Raw genomic sequence first — 17,977 nt, 5'->3', positions numbered from 1 at the left:
AACTGATTTATAAAAAAAGAACCCTCAAAGTTTTGAGGGTTCTTTTTTATTTAGGTTTACAAACCGCATTTTTTGGTAAATGACTATTTTTCTAAAAAGTTGGTGATTTTAAAATTTGATGTTCCTTCCCAGCAGTGATTTAAACAAGCATTTACTTGAGCATCTGCTGTATAAGTAGATTCTTTGGAAGCATTTAACTGTACGGCTGTGACAATGTACTCAAAAATAATGACAAACTGTTTTTGTGCCGAGATTCTCTCCACCACAATTGTTTCACCAACCTGGGGAATTTGTGGTAAATTGACCACAAATGTTTCAATCTTCGGTTTATCTAGTGGATTTTTGAAATTAAAGTATTTACAGTAAACAAGAACTTTCACGCAGAAACCCACAAATAGTTATTTGGTTAAATATTATTATTTACCTTGCCACAAACTCTGCAATAAATGAATAGCTTTTACCAAAATTTCTTCTAACCAAAGCATAGTGCGATCAAGAAATTTTAGAATTTTCTCTAATAAGTGTTGTTCATATTCTATAGAATTAGCTTTAATTTCTATCCAGTCTGGCTGGATTTCGACTTGATAATTTTGGCTTTGGTATGGGATAATTTCTCTACTTCCATTTTCAAAAGTAGTAGCTTCATTTGGTTTGACAAGCGCAACTTTTCCCGATACTTTTTTACTTGATGTAAGGTTGCGGCTGGATTTTTTTCGTTTTACTAAATCAGAACTAGCTTTTGTTTTTTGAGAAATTTTGACTGATGAACTAGGAAATAAGGAATGATTTATCTTGGGTGTTGAGTTATTTTTTTCATTAGTATCTGGCTCAGAATCACCGAATAAATCGCCCCAAGTCAACCAAGGATCGGCTTTATCTTGATTCCGTAACTGACTTTTTTTTAACCGAGCCTGATTTTTAGGAGAAAATAATTGCCGTTTGTTATGGTTATTAGTATTAACTGAAGCAAATTTTTTCTCTTTTCCAACACCAAAGAAGTAATTAATTGCTGCTTCAATTAAAGCTTGAAAATTTGGAGTTTGTGTTTCTAAACTATCTGATGTAACTGCAATATTACCTGGAGTAAATAACTCCTCTTTACCGTAAAGAAAGATATTTAATTTTGTGCGAGTAATGTGAATAATTTCTTGACTATTTTGTTGAACTGGCAATAAAGCTTTTTCTTCCAATTTGGCAACAACTGTATCCAAAATTTCTAAGATGCTGCCTGTATTTACTGTTGTCAGTAAGGGAATATTGCTTGTCTGTTCACCTGTTAACTTAGCTAATAAACGATAAATTTCTGGCAGTAACTCCGGCTGCTGTTGTTCAGCTATGGCTAATTGTTGAGAATGCCAGTAACCAGCAACTTCACTAATAATTCGATCTAATAATTTTGTTTGTTGTTGAGGTGTCAAAATATCCAGAATTTCATTATTAGCAGTCACTAGCACTAAGTTACGCCGTTCTAGATTTGTGGCAATTCCTTGTACTTGTGGTAGATAACGCTGGAGAATATTATTTTGCTGAGGCGAGGTGAGATGGTTTGAAGAATTGTCTGAAATCGTTAAGGATTGAGTCAGAGTAGAGTTATTTGTTTTACTATGTGGAAACAATTTCTGCCACCATAACCCCAAGGGTTGAAAACTTGGTGATGTTGTAAAGGAAGTGACAGATGTTTCCTCAGATGGAAGCTTTTGGACTGCTTCTAAGACACGCTGTATAGGCATATCAGCAGTTAAGGGAGTTTCGAGGCGATCGCTATAATTTGGTTGTAACTTTAGTCTAGATTGTGGTTCTTTGCTGTACAGCGTTTTCACCTTTGACTCGGCTGACTGTAACACTAGATACAGCGGGTAAAGTAATGCTTCTACACCCCACTTGGTAGTAACTTGCACTTGTCGAAAGGTTTGTTCCCATCGTTGTGTCAACCGCCGAGATTGCTGGTGGACAAAGTTAAAGAGTCTGCTTTGATAACGCCCAGAGGAACCAGATGACATGGTAGTGATTTATGAATTCGAGTTTTGTTTAGTTGTGAGACTCCCGCCAAAAAATAGATAACGACAAACAGTTAATCATCATAAGTGCCATCATCTTAGCGAAAATATGACCCCTCCTGTATCTCAATCTCAGACAAATTTAATCTCCGCGACTATTGAGCAATTACGCTCTTTTTGTCAAGTTAATCTTCAGTCTACTTGGCTATACCAAAAATGTGACCGGAGTATTACGGATGTTGCTACATCTAATTTGTCTGATTGGCAACCTGTAGAGTTAAATGCTAAAGGACATATTGCTTGGACAGGCGGGAAACAAGTTTTATGGTTGGTACAGAAACTGGTGGTTCCCCAAGATTTACGGGGTTATCCTTTGGCGGGGTTGTCTTTACGCTTGGCTTTGGTATGGTGGGCTGATGCGGCGGAGGTTTATGTTAATGGGGAATTAGTTCAAGCAGGAGATTTATTTGATTTTTACCCCAGAGTATTGCTGAGTCAAAGTGTATCTTTTGGGGAGGAGTTTATTGTAGCTTTGCGCTTGGTCAGTCCGGGACATGACAATGGGGCTTTGATGCGATCGCTTTTAATCTACGAGTCTACAGATTATCATCATCCTGACCCCGGTTTTGTCGCTGATGAGTTGGCGGTAGCACAGTTGTATTTAGAAAAGTTTGAGCCGGAAAAATTAGATAGTTTGGCGGCGGAGATAGAAAGAATAACGAACCGCAGAGGAGCCACTGCGTTGGGCGGGTTTCCCGACTTGAAGCAAGTGGCGTGTGCAGAGAACACAGAGAAAGAGAGGGAAGAGTGGGAAAAATATCTTTTGTCTTTACGGCAAAAGTTATTTCAATCTAAAATCCACAATCTAAAATCTAAAATAAACTTACTCGGTCACGCCCATTTAGATTTAGCGTGGTTGTGGCCTGTGAATGAAACCTGGAACGCCACCCAAAATACTTTTGAGTCGGTTCTCAAATTACAAAAAGATTTTCCTGAATTAATTTTCTGTCATTCCACACCCGCCCTTTATGCTTGGGTGGAAGAACATCGCCCAGATTTATTTGCAGCTATTCAACAAGCTGTAGCTGCGGGAAAATGGGAAATTATTGGTGCTACTTGGGTGGAACCAGAATTAAATTTGATTAGTGGTGAATCGATAGTTCGTCAGTTATTGTATGGTCAGCGATATTTTCAAGAAAAATTTGGCAAGATTTCACCAATAGTTTGGGTTCCTGATACGTTTGGTTTTTGTGGAACTTTACCGCAATTTTTTGTGAATGCAGGTGTGGAGTATTTTGTCACCCAAAAATTGCGGTGGAATGATACTACTAAGTTTAATTATGGGGCTTTTTGGTGGCGATCGCCTGACGGGAGTCAAGTATTTAGTTTGATGTCTGCACCCATCGGTGAAGGTATTGACCCCGTTAAAATGGCAGATTACACTCTGGAATGGCAAGCCCAAACAGGGTTGCAAGAATCACTCTGGCTTCCTGGTGTGGGCGACCACGGCGGCGGCCCTACCCGTGATATGTTGGAAATTGCTCAACGCTGGCAACATTCTCCAGTATTCCCAGAATTAGAATTTACAACCGCCGAAAAGTATTTACAACAAATTAATCAAGCAGACTTTCCCACCTGGGACGATGAACTATATTTAGAATTCCATCGTGGCTGTTACACTACTCATGGAGATCAAAAGCGGTGGAATCGATATAGTGAAAATTTATTCTATCAAGCTGAACTGTTTGCGACTTTAGCAACTATTACTTGTGGCGCAACATATCCTAAAGCAGAGATAGAAAAAGCTTGGAAGCAAGTATTATTTAACCAATTTCACGATATTTTACCTGGTTCTTCCATTACTCAAGTTTATACTGATGCTTTGCCAGAGTGGCAGCAAGTCGAAGAAGTGGGGACAAGAATATTAGCAGAGTCGATGCAGGCGATCGCATCTCACTTTACCTTACCAGAACCACCAGAACCTAATAGTTTACCAATATTCGTTTTTAATTCTCTCAATTGGCAGCGTTCTGAAGTAGTTGCAGTTAGCTTACCTACAACTAACTCAGTATGGCAAATATATGATGTCGCTGGAAATCAAATCATATCTCAACTCACTGAACCAAAAACATTACTATTTTTAGCCACCGATGTTCCCTCCGTAGGCTACCGCCTATTTTGGCTGGTTTCAGCATCCCAACTTCCCACTTATTCACCATCCTCTAACACTGATTTTGTCCTCGAAAATCAATTTCTCCGGGTAGTTATTGACCCAGACACAGGTGATTTATCCAGCGTTTTGGATAAAACTCATCAACGCGAAGTCTTAAGTGGTGCAGGAAATCAATTACAAGCCTTTAAAGATAGCGGTCAATATTGGGATGCTTGGAATATTGACCCCAATTATGCCCAACATCCCTTACCAGCCACCAGCCTCAAATCAATTCAATTGTTAGAACAAGGGCCAGTACAACATCGCCTGCGCGTAGTGCGTCAGCTTGGCGAATCAGAATTTTGCCAAGATTATATTTTACAAGCAGGTTCACCACTGCTAAAAATTGCCACTACAGTTAATTGGCAAGAAAATCAAGTCTTTGTTAAAGCTGCATTTCCTATAAATGTGGAAGCAGACTTTGCTACCTATGAAATTCCCTGCGGTGCTATTCGTCGCCCCACCAAACCCCAAACCCCCGCAGAACAAGCCAAATGGGAAGTACCCGCCTTGCGTTGGGCTGATTTAACCGCAGAAACGGAAATCGGTATTTACGGAGTCAGTTTACTCAATGATTGTAAATATGGCTACGATGCTCAACCAAGTCAACTACGTCTATCCCTGTTACGCAGTCCCAATTGGCCAGACCCAGAGTGTGATAGAGGCTTTCACGAATTCACCTACGCTTTGTATCCTCACGCTAATACTTGGAAAACAGCCCAGACCGTAAAACGTGGCTATGAACTTAACATTCCCCTGCAAGTTATTTTTACTCCCCACTCCCTACTCCCCACTCCCCACTCCCTACTCCCTACTCCCGACCGAATCAGTTTCTTAAATTTAACTTCTCAAAACTTAATCTTGATGGCGCTGAAGCCAACAGAAAATAATTCTCAGGAGTTTATTTTGCGCTGTTATGAATCAAAGGGAGAAACAACCGAGTTACATTTGCAGAGTGATTTAGGGCTATGTCTCAGAGAAACAGTAGATTTATTAGAACGTTCCTCAGATATCACTGAATATTCAGTTAACCAACAAACACTGACAATACAGCCGTGGAAAATTACCACTATCAAAGTTATACCAACACTTAACCCTCAGCCTGAGTAAGATTTTTCAGTAGATAAAGTTATTTTTTAAACTTAATTTTCAGAGTACACTTAATAGTTTGAGATAGCAGAGGCGGGTAAATAGACAGTCTGCTAATACACCTCCTGCCTCCTGCCTTCTGCCTTCTGCCTTCTGCCTTCTAATCTTCGTGGTCGTCAAAAGGATCTGCCAACTCCTTGCTTGGTGGCCCAAATGATGTATAAATTCCATAGGCAGTAATCGCTACAAGCATCGCGCCAACAGAAATGCTAAGAACTATTGCGGGTTCCATAAAATATAGATTGATTATGAGTGCTATTCTTATAGAATATTACAGAAGATTAAAAAAAGCTTTGGCAACTAATCTTAGGTGAACTATGGCACAACGGACTAGGTTGGGAGATATCCTGAGACCTTTGAATTCTGAGTATGGTAAAGTGGCTCCAGGCTGGGGGACTACCCCTGTGATGGCCGTTTTTATGGCACTATTTTTGGTGTTTTTGCTGATAATTCTGCAACTTTACAATAAATCAATCTCAATTCAAGATGTGTTGGTTGATTGGCGCAGTTTAGGCGGCTAATTTACAACGTAGCAATCATCAAGCTTGCGTATTCAGCGAACTTACACCCGGCTTGTCCGGGTTTTTTTGTAAGTTATGGACTTGAAAGGTTAGCCTAAAACAAGTCACCATAGTAATGATGGGGAAATGTTTTATTTTAACTTCCCACTCTCCTAATTTTATCTGCCTGCATATTTATAGGAGCGATCGCATGAATATATTTGGTATTGGTCTGCCAGAAATGGCTGTAATTATGATAGTCGCACTGTTAGTCTTCGGCCCGAAGAAATTGCCAGAGATTGGCCGCAGTGTCGGGAAAGCGATTCGCGGTTTTCAAGAAGCTTCTAATGAATTTCAAAATGAATTTAAACGAGAAGCCGAACAAATTGAACAAGTTGTGAAAACTACTGCTGAACTGGAACCCAAAAAAATCGAAGCTGCTCAACCACAACAAGATACTGTTATTTAAAGTGCTGTAAAGCCCTGTGGGCATGGCTGCGCTTAGAGCGGTAGCGGGGCGTTCAGCCCGTGCTGAGTTAAAAACTAGCCTCTAGCCTCTGATCCCTTAAAATAGTGCCGCGAATCGATTGATTGTAAGTGAAATGACAGAAGTTGGAACACAACCAGCTTTGGTAATTCCCCAGCTAATTGTTGGTTTGGGGAATCCAGAGCCGAAGTATGAACAAACACGCCATAATATTGGTTTTGCTGCTGTCGATGCGCTGGCTCGTGCTTGGCAAATTTCTGTTACAGAAAATCGCAAGTTTCAAGGAGAGTATGGCGAAGGTATGGCATTTGCTGGAAATAAAATCCGGTTGCTGAAGCCGTTAACTTACATGAATCGCTCAGGACAAGCAATACAATCTGTAACAAGTTGGTACAAATTGCCCCCAGAGTCTGTTTTGATCATCTATGATGATATGGATTTGCCTCTGGGAAAAACTCGCCTACGCCTATCTGGTTCTGCTGGTGGGCATAATGGGATGAAGAGTGCGATCGCCCATCTTAACACGCAAAATTTCCCTCGTCTGCGTATTGGCATTGGCAAACCAAAAGATGCGGCTAACGGCGACAATTCCGAAACGGTCTCTCATGTATTAGGAAAATTTTCTGCTACTGAAACTCAATTGATGTCTGCTGTACTTCAGTTTGTAGTTGATTGTGTAGAAATGAGCCTGAAACAAGGAGTCGAAAAAGCTATGAATCGTTGTAATAGCCGCACTGTTGAAGTTAATAGTTAATATATACAGCAATATACCCAAACCTATCTCAGGGTTGGGTAAACGTTGTTAAATTCATGTGAGTATTATGGCAAAGTGCTGTTGCTGATTGAGATGGATGTCTTAAAGCAACGCCAGTACCAAATCACAGATGTTTATTTAAACCGGCGCTTGCGTCTGGCTTCTACAGCCTTGCGTTTGCGCTTTTCTAATGGTGTTTCAAAATGTCGATGGTATTTAACGTCAGCTAATATACCAGCTTTAGATACTTGGCGCTTAAACCGACGTAGCGCTGAATCTATTCCCTCGTTTTCGCCTAGAAGCACTTGGGTCATTCTGTTTCCTCATTATAAATAATTTCCATTGTAATAGCAGCCTCCAACTTAGCCAAACCCCGCTGAATAGCCTTCAAGCATCATAGTTTTGGCAAGTACACTACCATAAAGTAGTATGAGAAATCCTATTTATTATGGCAGCTTAGTATTATATGAAATTATCAATAATTGCATCATTGTCTATTGCAAATAGAGTTTTAATGAAAAATATACTGAAGTTTCTATTATTATCAATAAATGTATGTATTAATACTCTAAAAAAATAGTTATTTCGTCCTTTATAAGTTAATTCTGCCCTGATTTAATAACTTAAAACCAAGAGACATTGCAGTAAATGCAACAGCAAAACTCCATAAACTAGTTGGTCTTAAAATTACTCCTCCACTTAAGAAAACTAGCACTATGCCAATACCCAGCAATATCCAGCCAAAATTCCCAGTTTCTCTAGGAAAGAAAATCAAGGCAAAAATCCCAGACATAATTGCTAGAACTGAACCAGATGCAGGTAAACTCCGATAGAAAAACGAATAGTAACCGCTAACAAAGATAATGTTTTGTCCCAAAAAATATAAACCTAAAAATAATAAAATTAAGCCTATAAGTTTGATTAAAAGCCTACCCATAACTATTTGATTCTAATAAAAATGAAGTTAATTTACACTAATTATATTTTAGTTATTAATTAAAAACTAGAGAGCATAGTAAAAATTTATTTAAATTTTATGTTTTTTTCAGTAAATATGCGTAAAAAATCAGTTAATTGGGCGGAAATCTGAATATTACTCAGCACTCACGATGATAGACAGCGCCAGTTGATAGACTTGGCGGCGAGAAAGTGAGGTAAATTTAGCTAGTTGACGGCTGGCTTGCGATCGCGATATTCCTTGACTAATTAACTGTTGCAATTCGGCTTTTAGTTCTACCTCTGTTAATAATGGTTGAGTAACTGGAGTTCCTGCAACAACTAAAGTGTATTCACCTTGGGGTTCCCGTTGATTATAGTGGGCGATCGCGTCGGCGATTGTGCCGCGCCAAAATTCTTCGTATAATTTAGTTAATTCTCTGGCTAAGACGATTTGGCGATCGCTACCAAAAACTTCTGCTAAGTCTTGCAACGTTGCGGGTAAACGATGGGGCGATTCGTAGAAAATTAAAGTGCGGGCTTCTGTTTGCAAAGTTTCTAAATGTTCCCGTCGCTGTTGGGTTTTTGGTGGTAAAAAACCTTCAAAAGTAAATTTATCTGTGGGTAAACCCGCAGCACTCAAAGCCGTGATTGCTGCACTTGCACCGGGAATTGGTACTACGTTGATATCGGCATCAATACAAGCTTTAATCAGTTCATAACCAGGATCAGAAATTCCCGGCATACCCGCATCACTAACTAAAGCGATCGCTTTCCCGTGACTTAAATGCTCTAATATTTCAGGAATGCGACTATTGCGGTTATGTTCGTGGTAACTTAACTGGGGTGTTTTAACTTGAAAATGCTGTAACAGTTTGCCAGTATGGCGCGTGTCCTCCGCAGCAATCAAATCCACTGTCTGCAAAATTCGCACCGCCCGAAAAGTAATATCTTCTAGATTGCCAATGGGTGTACCAACAACGTAAAGTGTTCCTGGTTGTGGATCTGTTTGCATGAGATTGAATGTAATTCGTGATGAGCATAAATATTATCGGTGACAAATCCAAAATCCAAAATCCAAAATTATATCGGGGATTATTTGTCGGTTTAGTCACCCTAGATTTGATTTATCTTGCTGATTCTGCCCCGCAAAATAATCAGAAGTTAGTGGCTGCTGACTATACTGTAGCAGCAGGAGGGCCAGCTACAAATGCGGCTGTAACTTTTGCTCATTTAGGTAATCAAGCAAATATCTTGGGTGTGGTTGGTTCGCACCCAATGACGCAACTAATTTATAGTGACTTAGAAAAGTATAGAGTAGCGATCGCCGACCTTGAACCCAACCAGCAAACACCACCGTCTGTATCTTCAATTATTGTGACTCAAGCAACTGGTGAACGGGCGGTAATTTCTATTAATGCGGCGAAAACCCAAGCCAGCAGTACATCTATCCCGGTGAATATTGTGCCAGATATTGATATTGTATTAATTGATGGACATCAGATAGAAGTTGGTAAAGCAATCGCGCAAACAGCAAAAAGCCATAATATCCCCGTAGTCATCGATGGCGGTAGCTGGAAACCCGGCTTTGAACAAATCTTGCCTTTTGTTGATTATGCTCTTTGTTCAGCAAATTTTTATCCTCCAAACTGCGATGCAGAGTTAGAGGTTGTTGATTACCTGAATAGTTTTGGTATTCTCCATATTGCCATTACCCACGGTGATCAACCAATTACATATCTCAGTCGTGATCAAAGCGGTACTATCACCGTACCGCGAATTACCGCAGTTGATACATTGGGGGCTGGAGATATTTTTCATGGCGCTTTCTGCCACTATATATTAAGTGAAAATTTCCCTCATGCCTTAGCACAAGCCGCCAATATCGCCGCTAGTTCCTGTCAATTTTTTGGCACACGTCGCTGGATGGAAGAGAAGCAATGAAAGATTTAGCAGAAATATTAGCGATCGCTCGTGATGTAGGCTGGAAAGCAGCAGATATACTCCATTCATATTACCACGGTACAATTGAAGATCATGATTTACAGGTGCAATACAAACAGAATGAGCCTGTGACCATTGCAGATATTACCGTCAGTAAATATATTTTGCAGAGATTACAAGCCGCTTTTAGTGACCAAGATTTTACTTACATCAGTGAAGAAACTTATAAATCACAACTCTACCAACCAAATTCTCAGTTAGTATGGCTAATTGATCCTTTAGACGGCACAAGAGATTTTATTGACAAGACCGGAGACTATGCGATTCACATTGCTTTAATTCAAGATCATCGACCTATTTTATCAATCGTAGCTGTGCCTGAAACCGAAACAATTTATTACGCCACTAAAGATGGTGGAACATTTAAAGAAACACCAAAAGAGACTTTACCCATAACACTTTTAACAGAAAAACCTATCGAAGATTTAACCTTAGTTGTCAGTCGTTCTCATCGCCATGAAAGGCTCAACTATTTACTACAACACTTACCTTGCCAAAATCAAAAAGCTGTGGGCAGTGTAGGTTGTAAAATTGCTACTATTCTCGAACAAAAAGCAGACATTTACATTTCTCTTTCTGGTAAGTCTGCGCCTAAAGATTGGGATATAGCTGCGCCAGAGCTAATTTTAACCGAAGCTGGTGGTAGTTTTACTCATTTTGATGGCAGTCCTTTGCAATATAACACCGATGACATCAATCAGTGGGGAGGTTTACTTGCCAGTAATAGTGAATCTCACCAAATTTTGTGCCAGGAAGCGCAAAGGATATTATCAGAGTTCGACAATTTTAAAACCGTTTAACACTATATATATATATAGTTAAAATTAGCTTGTCTAGATTGACCATATAATTCATAATTATATGTAATAGTTAATCTAATAAATGTCTATGAACATATTTTTAAATATTCGTTAAGTACAAATACTCAAATATTTTCTAGATATAGTTACAAACTACAAAGTTTTTTGACTATTTGATAACTTTGATTCTTTGGCTGTTGTGCTATACTTTGGCATATAAGGATTATTTTCGGTTGAGTAACTCGTTTTGATTTTTAAAAAGCGTCTCTCCGAATTTAACTCTCTACACTCCCTGAATTCGGAGACATTATATGTCAATTTACGTTGGAAACTTGTCTTACCAAGTCACTGAGGAAGACTTGAAAATGGCATTTAGCGAATACGGAAAAGTAAGTCGTGTTCAGTTACCCACTGACCGAGAAACCGGCCGTCCTCGTGGTTTTGCCTTTGTAGAGATGGAAACAGAATCACAAGAAACTGCCGCTATTGAAGCACTAGATGGTGCTGAATGGATGGGACGTGACTTGAAAGTAAATAAAGCTAAACCTCGTGAAGAAAGAAGTCCTTCTCGCGGCGGCGGCGGCGGGGGCTGGGGCAATAATAACCGTGGCGGTGGCGGCGGCGGTGGTCGTGGTCGTTACTAAAATTTTGAGATAAAAATTTAGCATCTAGAGTCTCCAGCAGATAAAGCCAAAGGCTAGTTTTTGCTGGAGTATTTTATTTTTTCTCTAGAGTTCAATATTCATCCTTATTACGGATGAATGAGAATGACGCAAATCGTCTTGAAAATAGGAAATAGGCTTGAAAGGCTTTTGGCACATTGCTTTGTTTTTACAATTTGTACCTCATTCACCTGTAATCCAATACGGTTAAGTTAAGGTGATAAGAGTTGATTTGTCAATTTATACCTACCTATCAGACAATAAGCAAGATTTGAAATAATTCTTTCGTTTTTGGTTGAGTAATTATTTGTTGGTTTTGTTGTGATTTAGTTTTCTTATCTGAACTGTATTGACTTATAATTTGCTGTGCATCTACCTACATACATACTAAATGTTGTAGTCTGTAGCCTGATTCGGCAATTTCTGGCTTTGGATTTTCAGAAAAATGTTGCGTGTTTATCATATTTTCATAGCTGCGCTTTTATTGTTATTAATGCCATTAGGTGCAAAATTCATCCTGCCCTACTTTTCTGGAACTAAAGTAGAGCAAAAGAACCAATTAGCACCCACACCCAAGACTTCCCCACAAGTTCCGTCTGGAGAAACGACTAACTCAAAAGCGGGAAATGTTTGGCAAAAAGTGTTAAGTAAAAATATTGTAGTTCCTAACGGCTGGCAAGTGGTTCCATGTGCAGGGACAGAACCTTTGTTATGTGTATCTGCCAAAAGCGAAGTTTTAGGTACACTTGAGATGAGTGTTTCTCAAGTTAGTAAAAATCCTAATTTTCAAAAGCATCTGGCTGATGCAGGTATTTCCTTCGGCACAAAACTAGACTATAAAAATTCCAGTAACCAAAGCAAAGTCCTCGCAGCGCTGAAAGCTTGGTCTGGTGATTATTATACTGCGTTGAGTAAAGACCGTCAGAAAGGAAATGGCAATAAGATTATATTTTCTACTCATCCATTAGAAAATATATCAGTTGGTAAGCTCCCAGGAATACGCTACGGTTTCACAGGTATTAATGCTGAAGGTGGATTACAAGAACAATATATTAGCTATGCTGCTTTTGATGGGAATGCACTTTATATAATTAGTACAGCTTTTGACCCAAATGCTGTTAAAGGTAAATTTGAAAAATTGGAAAATTTAGTAATTTTTCAGCCTTATTTAGATGCGATCGCCGAAAATTTAAACTTATAAGTTAGTCATTAGTCATTAATCATTTGTAAACACATAATGACTAATGACTAGGAGTGACTTAACTAAATCTCAGCTACAGCGCGTTCAATTAAACGACGTGCTAAAGTTTGCGTACCTGTATGTTCGTAATAGTTAGTAGACACATCTAAGAAAGCTGCCAAATAATCTAACTTGTCATCACTCACTTCCATAAAACTTTGCAAGTGACTAACGACATTTTGTGGGGTTAAATTATTGCTAGTAACTAAGCCACTCATCCAACCTTTCACAGAATCAAAACTTTCACCAATAAAGCTGAGTTTACTAGCAGCATTACTGCCAGGAATTACATCTTGAATGCCTTTAAAGGTTGTGTTCTGTTCTAGTTCTTGGGGACTAGTTTGGTTAAGGGAAGATAAGGCTTTATTAATGAAATCTGGGCCCAAAGGTATCAAACCATCAATGCAAACTAATGCTACTAATCGCATGAGGGATTCACCGCTGTACTCCCCTAAAGCACCGACAAAATCGCCGATGCTGTCTCCAGGAATGCCATTAATTTGGCAAAAAGCCACTAATTCAGTAACTATTTTTAAGGACAAATCAATCGTTTGGGCTTTATCTGGTTTGGGAGTCACAGAGTTGAGAAAACCCAAAAGGGGAATTGATTCACCAACTTTGTTAGCTAAAGCGGCTGCACCGAGAACTTTATCTGTACCATCAACAGTTTGATAAAGCCACATCGCGCGTTGGTAGCCTTGAGAACTATCGTTATACAGATAAATCGCGCGTTCGCCAATTTGTTGAATCAACTCTTCGTCTTCTTCACCAGTGACAGTTTTAATGGTGTTGACAAAGCCAACAGTATTTTGCCACTCACCGGGAGCAACAAAATCGAGAGCCTTCAACATAGATATTGTTAAACCACCAGTTGGTAGTTGATCAACTAATTCTTGAATCGGTTTACCCATAAAAATCTCCTGATTGCGAGTTTGTTATCTAAATATTTTGAGTGTCGATTATTTGAGTTTGGCTAGGCCATCAAGATTAAATTTACTGAGCCAATCGGCGCGATCGCTCGCTGTAAATGTGGTAGCCTTTGACTGAACTTTGACTTGATACTTCCCTACCAAAATCGCACTTTGGGTTTTTCCCTGTTCTACAGCCGGATATCCAGCAATCTTTTTGCTGCTTTTAGAGAATTTGGCTGCTGCTTCTGGGGTGCTGGTTGTGTCCGAAATCGACAGCACCGCTACTTCTTTACCAGCTTTTTTCAACTTAGCTTCTGCAAAGCCTTTTTTCTCTTGGGTGTAAGCGCGATCGTAACCACCACCCGATTTCGGGAAGAATTTGTTAAATTCACTTCCCTGAGTCGCAGTTTTCGCAACTGCTTGACCTTTTTTCTGTTTACTGCTTTCTTGTTGTACTTGATCAAAACGTCCTGGTGTTTTAGGTGTACAAGCTGTTGTCAGTAATAATACTGAGATAAGCAACACAGCTAAAACTTTCCGCCCACGATAGAAACTCATGTTTCCTGCTCCTTATACTTTGACGCAATTATCAGCGCACTTGTCAAATTTTGCCCACAAAATTTATTTTTTGATAACTATTGAGATGAATGTAGAGTTACTCAGCTTGTCATTTTATAGCTAATCTTTCTCAAGGCTGAACACTGGAAGCCAGAGTAGCCTTGATACTATGGGAAAAAGAGACTTTAGCACCTCTGATGTTTTGGGACTATTACAAAAATTTGTGAAGCAGAAAAATGAACACTGATTTTGGCAATCTTCTGAGGGAAAATTTTTTAATTCGAGAGATACATACTTCAATCAAAGGTAGAGCCAGATATAAAGTGAGGGGACTGCATGATTCTCCAGCGCTGAAAAAATACCTAGAATTGCGATTGTCAAAGGAAGACAGCATTTTTCAAGCCAGTGCTAACCATTTAACAGGGAATGTTTTGGTACTGTTTCAGCCAGATTTTAGTGCAAATGCGATCGCCTGGCTGCTGCAAAATATAGTTTTAGATTACCAAAGAGGTCATAAACAATTACCTTCCAGCACTGCGCCAGAATTTATTCCCAGTAAAAGCATTACTCCGGTTGTACTGTCAAATACCACAATCAATCAAGGACGTAGTCAACTTATTCCCGTCACCGCCGCCTTTTCTGCTTTGTCCTTGGGTGCAGCACTATTACACAAAAATGGTTTAGACAGCATTATTTTATTAGCGATTCAAAAACTACACACACCCTCACTCGATCGCCTCATGGTGGGTATAACTTCCCTGGGTGAACCACCACTGCTATTGTTGAGTTGTTTAACATGGGAAGCTACGTTGCTGTATCGCCACCGTCACTTACAAGCTACTACCTTTGGGATAGCGGCGGTGGGGGCGATTAGTTTAAATTACCTGCTGAAAGAACTGTTTGTCAGGGCGCGTCCTGCACTGTGGGATTACATTATTAACGTCAATCACTACAGTTTTCCCAGCGGCCATGCAATGGTGTCAATGGTGGTTTATGGTTGTATGGGCTATTCATTAGCCCAAGAATTTCCCCAATGGCGATCGCAGATTTTCACCTTAACTGTGATTTTAATTTTGGCAATTGGTTTTAGTCGGCTTTATTTGGGAGTACATTGGCCTACAGATGTGATTGCTGGTTATGCGGTGGGCTTATTGTGGTTGACTGCTTGTGTTGTTAATGAAGCTTTTCAAGACAGAGTTACGCAGAGTTTTGGTTTAAGTTGACTACGGGTGCAGAAACAACACCTTGTGACTCTAAGAAAGCGGCTACTCGCAAAATTAATGCTTCATTGTAGGGGGCGGCGATTAACTGCACACCAAGAGGTAAAGCATCAAGGCGTTGAATTGGGACTGATAAAACAGGTAAGCCAATGAAAGATAAAGGTTGGGTGAATAATCCCAAATGAGGACGCACTAAAATTTCTTCCCCAGCTAAAATCATCGTCTGTTGGCCGATTAATGGTGCAAAAATTGGTGTAGTGGGGGCGAGAATGATATCGACATTTTGAAAAACTTCTCGAACGCGATCGCGGTACCATTGACGAAATCGTTGTGCTTGTAGATACCAACTACTGGGAATTAACGCCCCAGCCAAAAAGCGATCGCGGGTTGCGGGGTCAAAATCTTGGGGACGCGATTTCAATTGATTTAAATGCAGATTTGCGCCTTCACTGGCTGTAATTACAAAAGCCGCTGCACGAGCGCGTTTTGCTTCGGGTATGGTGATATATTCAGTTACACCTAAAGCCTCTGCTACTGTTTGCACTGCGGCTAATGCTTCTGGTGCTGCACCTTGGAGAAAATAATCATCTGCGATCGCAATTCTAATATCAGAGATATCTTGATGGAGTTGGGGTGAACATAATTCTGGCGGACGTTTTGTACAAATGCGATCGCGTTCATCTTCTCCTTGCAGTACATCAAAAACTGTAGCGATATCTTGCACCGAACGAGCAAAACTGCCAATGTGGTCAAAACTACTAGAAAATAAAGCCACACCTGCACGAGACAAGCGTCCGTAAGTTGGCTTGAAACCAAACACCCCACACAAAGCCCCAGGTACGCGAATGGAACCATTCGTATCAGAACCCAGGGTGAAGGGAACCAAACCAGCCGCCACCGCCGCTGCTGAACCACCAGAAGAACCACCAGCTACTCGTTGTAAATCATGCGGATTGTGAGTCGCACCATAATGAAAGTTTTCTGTGACAAAACCATAGGCGTACTCATCCATATTTACAGCCCCAACCAACACTGAGCCAGCTTGTTTTAACTTGGCGACGGCGGTTGCATCTTGGGTAGCTGGGGGATTTTCGGCATTAATTTTTGCCCCAGCCAGAGTTGTGACACCAGCAATATCAAACAGATTTTTCACAGCAAAAGGTACGCCAGCAAGTAAACCTGGAGAATTACCTTGAGCGATTTCTTGATCAATTCTGGCTGCGTCTGCTAAAGCTGTTTCTGTGGTGACAGTTGTCAAACAGTTAAGTTGATCATCTAGTTTGGCAATTCTTATGAGTGCAGATTGAGTGACTTCTACCGCACTAACTTGACCACCGCGCACAGCCGCTGCTATTGATAAGGCATCAGCGAACTCTAAATTCATTGGTTAGATAATATTGCGTTTAGCTTTTTGAGTAACCGCAGTCCCCATAGTTTTTGTGAGTTGTAACAATACAACAGTAAAACCCAAGTCGACAAAACAAGATACTAAAAACCACACAGGCAGAAATTTATCTCCAGGATTTTTAGAAGCTTCAAAAACAATGCGGTTCAAAGCTCTTGACCCAATCATAAAACAATATAGTGGCGCTATCAGCGATCGCACTCGTTCACTCAAACTGGTTAAATCACCACCTTCGGCTTGAAATTTCTCCGCAAAGGTAGATAAAGTGTGAGATATTCCCCAAAGGCTGTATATGGGAATCATAAATCGCGCGATCGCACCGCCTGGAGTAATGGGATATTCCTGGAAAAGATTTTTCAAATCAGCATGGATACGATGTAGCCAAACCAAAAAAATAATAATTGAAATTACACCAATCAGTAACGAAACTAGTGATATGAGTCCATCAACAGAAGCAAATATTTGATAAGTTGGCTGTGCTATGACTGCTAACAAAGAGAAAAACGTAGAAATAACTCCAATTCCCATCAGCAACCACAGCAAACGCACCAAAAATTTCCCAATAGCCGCAGACTTCAATGAACTACCAGCATTGAAATTACTCATTTCCTGTTTCCAATGGCATTATCGGCTAATATCTTAATCTTGGTAGTTATATCTAAGACTCAGTGTATTTACTTGAGGAGTCCAGTAGGTTCTCAGCAACTATGGTTCAAATACTGGTGAAACCTCGATGTCTGCGGGTAAAGGAAAAGAATTGACGAGTTGAGCGATCGCTTGAATTCTGGCAAAATTTGCTACCACTTCATCACGATATTCATCTTTAATTGGCAAATCTAATAATAAAGATATTTGCTCAACATATTTATTAACATCCAATTCTTGATTTTCCATATTTTCTAGCCACTTCCCCATTTAAAAATCTCTAATTTTTACAAATATAGCGTTAACACTCAAAGCCTCTCTCCTTATGGGCTACGGTGTACACACAAGTCTTAAAATTCCCCCTAGTACTTGGTTTCATCATCTAGCAATAGGATTGTGCGATGGCGTACCCGCCAGCCGGAGGCGATCGCTCTGAAACCTTGTCCGCAGCGAGGCGGAACGACGACGAACTCACAAAAACCACTGGATAATGCGAT

General features: G+C 40.0%; 20 protein-coding genes. 9 read left to right on the top strand and 11 right to left on the bottom strand.

Annotated features, from left to right (window positions below; translation table 11 throughout):
- Window positions 1-83: 83 nt before the first annotated feature.
- Both NOS7107_RS04535 and NOS7107_RS04530 read right to left on the bottom strand, forming a co-directional pair.
- Window positions 84-308: a hypothetical protein gene (locus tag NOS7107_RS04535; RefSeq protein ID WP_253274511.1), complete on the bottom strand. Its 225-nt coding sequence runs from the start codon at window positions 306-308 to the stop codon at window positions 84-86.
- A gap of 108 nt (window positions 309-416) precedes the next feature.
- Window positions 417-2,000, bottom strand: a complete 1,584-nt coding sequence (locus tag NOS7107_RS04530) for a hypothetical protein (protein WP_015111809.1) — start codon at window positions 1,998-2,000, stop codon at window positions 417-419.
- Window positions 2,001-2,106: 106 nt separating this feature from the next.
- On the opposite strand from NOS7107_RS04530, the gene NOS7107_RS04525 reads away from it, so the two are divergent.
- Window positions 2,107-5,319, top strand: coding sequence for an alpha-mannosidase (locus tag NOS7107_RS04525; RefSeq protein WP_015111808.1), 3,213 nt, complete (start codon window positions 2,107-2,109; stop codon window positions 5,317-5,319).
- Window positions 5,320-5,458: 139 nt separating this feature from the next.
- On the opposite strand, the gene psbN is transcribed toward NOS7107_RS04525, so the two are convergent.
- Window positions 5,459-5,590: a photosystem II reaction center protein PsbN gene (gene psbN / locus NOS7107_RS04520; RefSeq protein WP_015111807.1), complete on the bottom strand. Its 132-nt coding sequence runs from the start codon at window positions 5,588-5,590 to the stop codon at window positions 5,459-5,461.
- An 85-nt stretch (window positions 5,591-5,675) separates the two neighbouring features.
- Between psbN and psbH the strand changes: the two genes are divergently transcribed.
- From psbH to pth, 3 genes are all read left to right on the top strand, one after another.
- Window positions 5,676-5,879, top strand: coding sequence for a photosystem II reaction center protein PsbH (gene psbH, locus NOS7107_RS04515; protein ID WP_015111806.1), 204 nt, complete (start codon window positions 5,676-5,678; stop codon window positions 5,877-5,879).
- A 190-nt stretch (window positions 5,880-6,069) separates the two neighbouring features.
- Entirely contained in the window at window positions 6,070-6,327 is a 258-nt protein-coding gene (locus NOS7107_RS04510) for a TatA/E family twin arginine-targeting protein translocase (RefSeq protein ID WP_015111805.1), read from the top strand.
- A 133-nt stretch (window positions 6,328-6,460) separates the two neighbouring features.
- On the top strand, window positions 6,461-7,099 hold the full coding sequence (gene pth, locus NOS7107_RS04505) for an aminoacyl-tRNA hydrolase (protein ID WP_015111804.1): 639 nt from the start codon (window positions 6,461-6,463) through the stop codon (window positions 7,097-7,099).
- A gap of 134 nt (window positions 7,100-7,233) precedes the next feature.
- On the opposite strand, the gene rpsU is transcribed toward pth, so the two are convergent.
- From rpsU to rsmI, 3 genes are all read right to left on the bottom strand, one after another.
- Window positions 7,234-7,413, bottom strand: coding sequence for a 30S ribosomal protein S21 (rpsU, locus tag NOS7107_RS04500; RefSeq protein ID WP_015111803.1), 180 nt, complete (start codon window positions 7,411-7,413; stop codon window positions 7,234-7,236).
- Window positions 7,414-7,691: 278 nt separating this feature from the next.
- Entirely contained in the window at window positions 7,692-8,036 is a 345-nt protein-coding gene (locus NOS7107_RS04495; RefSeq protein WP_015111802.1) for a hypothetical protein, read from the bottom strand.
- 156 nt (window positions 8,037-8,192) lie between these two features.
- Complete coding sequence (gene rsmI / locus NOS7107_RS04490; RefSeq protein ID WP_015111801.1) at window positions 8,193-9,050, bottom strand: 16S rRNA (cytidine(1402)-2'-O)-methyltransferase; 858 nt, start codon at window positions 9,048-9,050, stop codon at window positions 8,193-8,195.
- 20 nt (window positions 9,051-9,070) lie between these two features.
- Here rsmI and NOS7107_RS04485 point away from each other — a divergent pair, with 20 nt between their 5' ends.
- The 4 genes from NOS7107_RS04485 (at window position 9,071) to NOS7107_RS04470 (ending at window position 12,702) form a co-directional block, all read left to right on the top strand.
- The gene (locus NOS7107_RS04485) at window positions 9,071-9,979 is read left to right on the top strand and encodes a sugar kinase (RefSeq protein WP_015111800.1); all 909 of its coding nucleotides are present in this window, start codon (window positions 9,071-9,073) and stop codon (window positions 9,977-9,979) included.
- On the top strand, window positions 9,976-10,839 hold the full coding sequence (locus NOS7107_RS04480; RefSeq protein WP_015111799.1) for a 3'(2'),5'-bisphosphate nucleotidase CysQ: 864 nt from the start codon (window positions 9,976-9,978) through the stop codon (window positions 10,837-10,839). Before NOS7107_RS04485 ends, NOS7107_RS04480 begins: the two co-directional genes overlap by 4 nt.
- 311 nt (window positions 10,840-11,150) lie before the next feature.
- A complete protein-coding gene (locus NOS7107_RS04475) occupies window positions 11,151-11,483 on the top strand; it encodes an RNA-binding protein (RefSeq protein WP_015111798.1) in 333 nt (110 codons plus the stop codon).
- 463 nt (window positions 11,484-11,946) lie between these two features.
- Complete coding sequence (locus NOS7107_RS04470) at window positions 11,947-12,702, top strand: hypothetical protein (RefSeq protein WP_015111797.1); 756 nt, start codon at window positions 11,947-11,949, stop codon at window positions 12,700-12,702.
- Window positions 12,703-12,764: 62 nt separating this feature from the next.
- On the opposite strand, the gene NOS7107_RS04465 is transcribed toward NOS7107_RS04470, so the two are convergent.
- Window positions 12,765-13,652 (bottom strand): hypothetical protein, encoded by an 888-nt coding sequence (locus tag NOS7107_RS04465; protein ID WP_015111796.1) that lies wholly within the window; start codon window positions 13,650-13,652, stop codon window positions 12,765-12,767.
- A gap of 48 nt (window positions 13,653-13,700) precedes the next feature.
- A complete protein-coding gene (locus tag NOS7107_RS04460; protein ID WP_015111795.1) occupies window positions 13,701-14,210 on the bottom strand; it encodes a hypothetical protein in 510 nt (169 codons plus the stop codon).
- Window positions 14,211-14,446: 236 nt separating this feature from the next.
- Between NOS7107_RS04460 and NOS7107_RS04455 the strand changes: the two genes are divergently transcribed.
- Window positions 14,447-15,433 carry a phosphatase PAP2 family protein gene (locus NOS7107_RS04455; protein WP_015111794.1) on the top strand — a complete coding sequence of 329 codons (987 nt, stop codon included), beginning with the start codon at window positions 14,447-14,449 and terminating at the stop codon, window positions 15,431-15,433.
- Here NOS7107_RS04455 and NOS7107_RS04450 read toward each other — a convergent pair.
- From NOS7107_RS04450 to NOS7107_RS04440, 3 genes are all read right to left on the bottom strand, one after another.
- Window positions 15,408-16,814 carry an Asp-tRNA(Asn)/Glu-tRNA(Gln) amidotransferase GatCAB subunit A gene (locus NOS7107_RS04450; RefSeq protein WP_015111793.1) on the bottom strand — a complete coding sequence of 469 codons (1,407 nt, stop codon included), beginning with the start codon at window positions 16,812-16,814 and terminating at the stop codon, window positions 15,408-15,410. The two genes, NOS7107_RS04455 and NOS7107_RS04450, sit on opposite strands and share 26 nt — an antisense overlap.
- A gap of 3 nt (window positions 16,815-16,817) precedes the next feature.
- The gene (locus tag NOS7107_RS04445; protein ID WP_015111792.1) at window positions 16,818-17,441 is read right to left on the bottom strand and encodes a DUF4328 domain-containing protein; all 624 of its coding nucleotides are present in this window, start codon (window positions 17,439-17,441) and stop codon (window positions 16,818-16,820) included.
- A 99-nt stretch (window positions 17,442-17,540) separates the two neighbouring features.
- Window positions 17,541-17,729, bottom strand: coding sequence for a DUF4089 domain-containing protein (locus NOS7107_RS04440; protein WP_044500510.1), 189 nt, complete (start codon window positions 17,727-17,729; stop codon window positions 17,541-17,543).
- Window positions 17,730-17,977: the final 248 nt, after the last annotated feature.

Source organism: Nostoc sp. PCC 7107 (genome assembly GCF_000316625.1).
In the GTDB taxonomy this organism is placed as follows: domain Bacteria; phylum Cyanobacteriota; class Cyanobacteriia; order Cyanobacteriales; family Nostocaceae; genus Nostoc_B.
The sequence above is the reverse complement of the archived record's forward strand: the minus strand, read 5'-3'. Positions and strand labels throughout refer to the sequence as shown.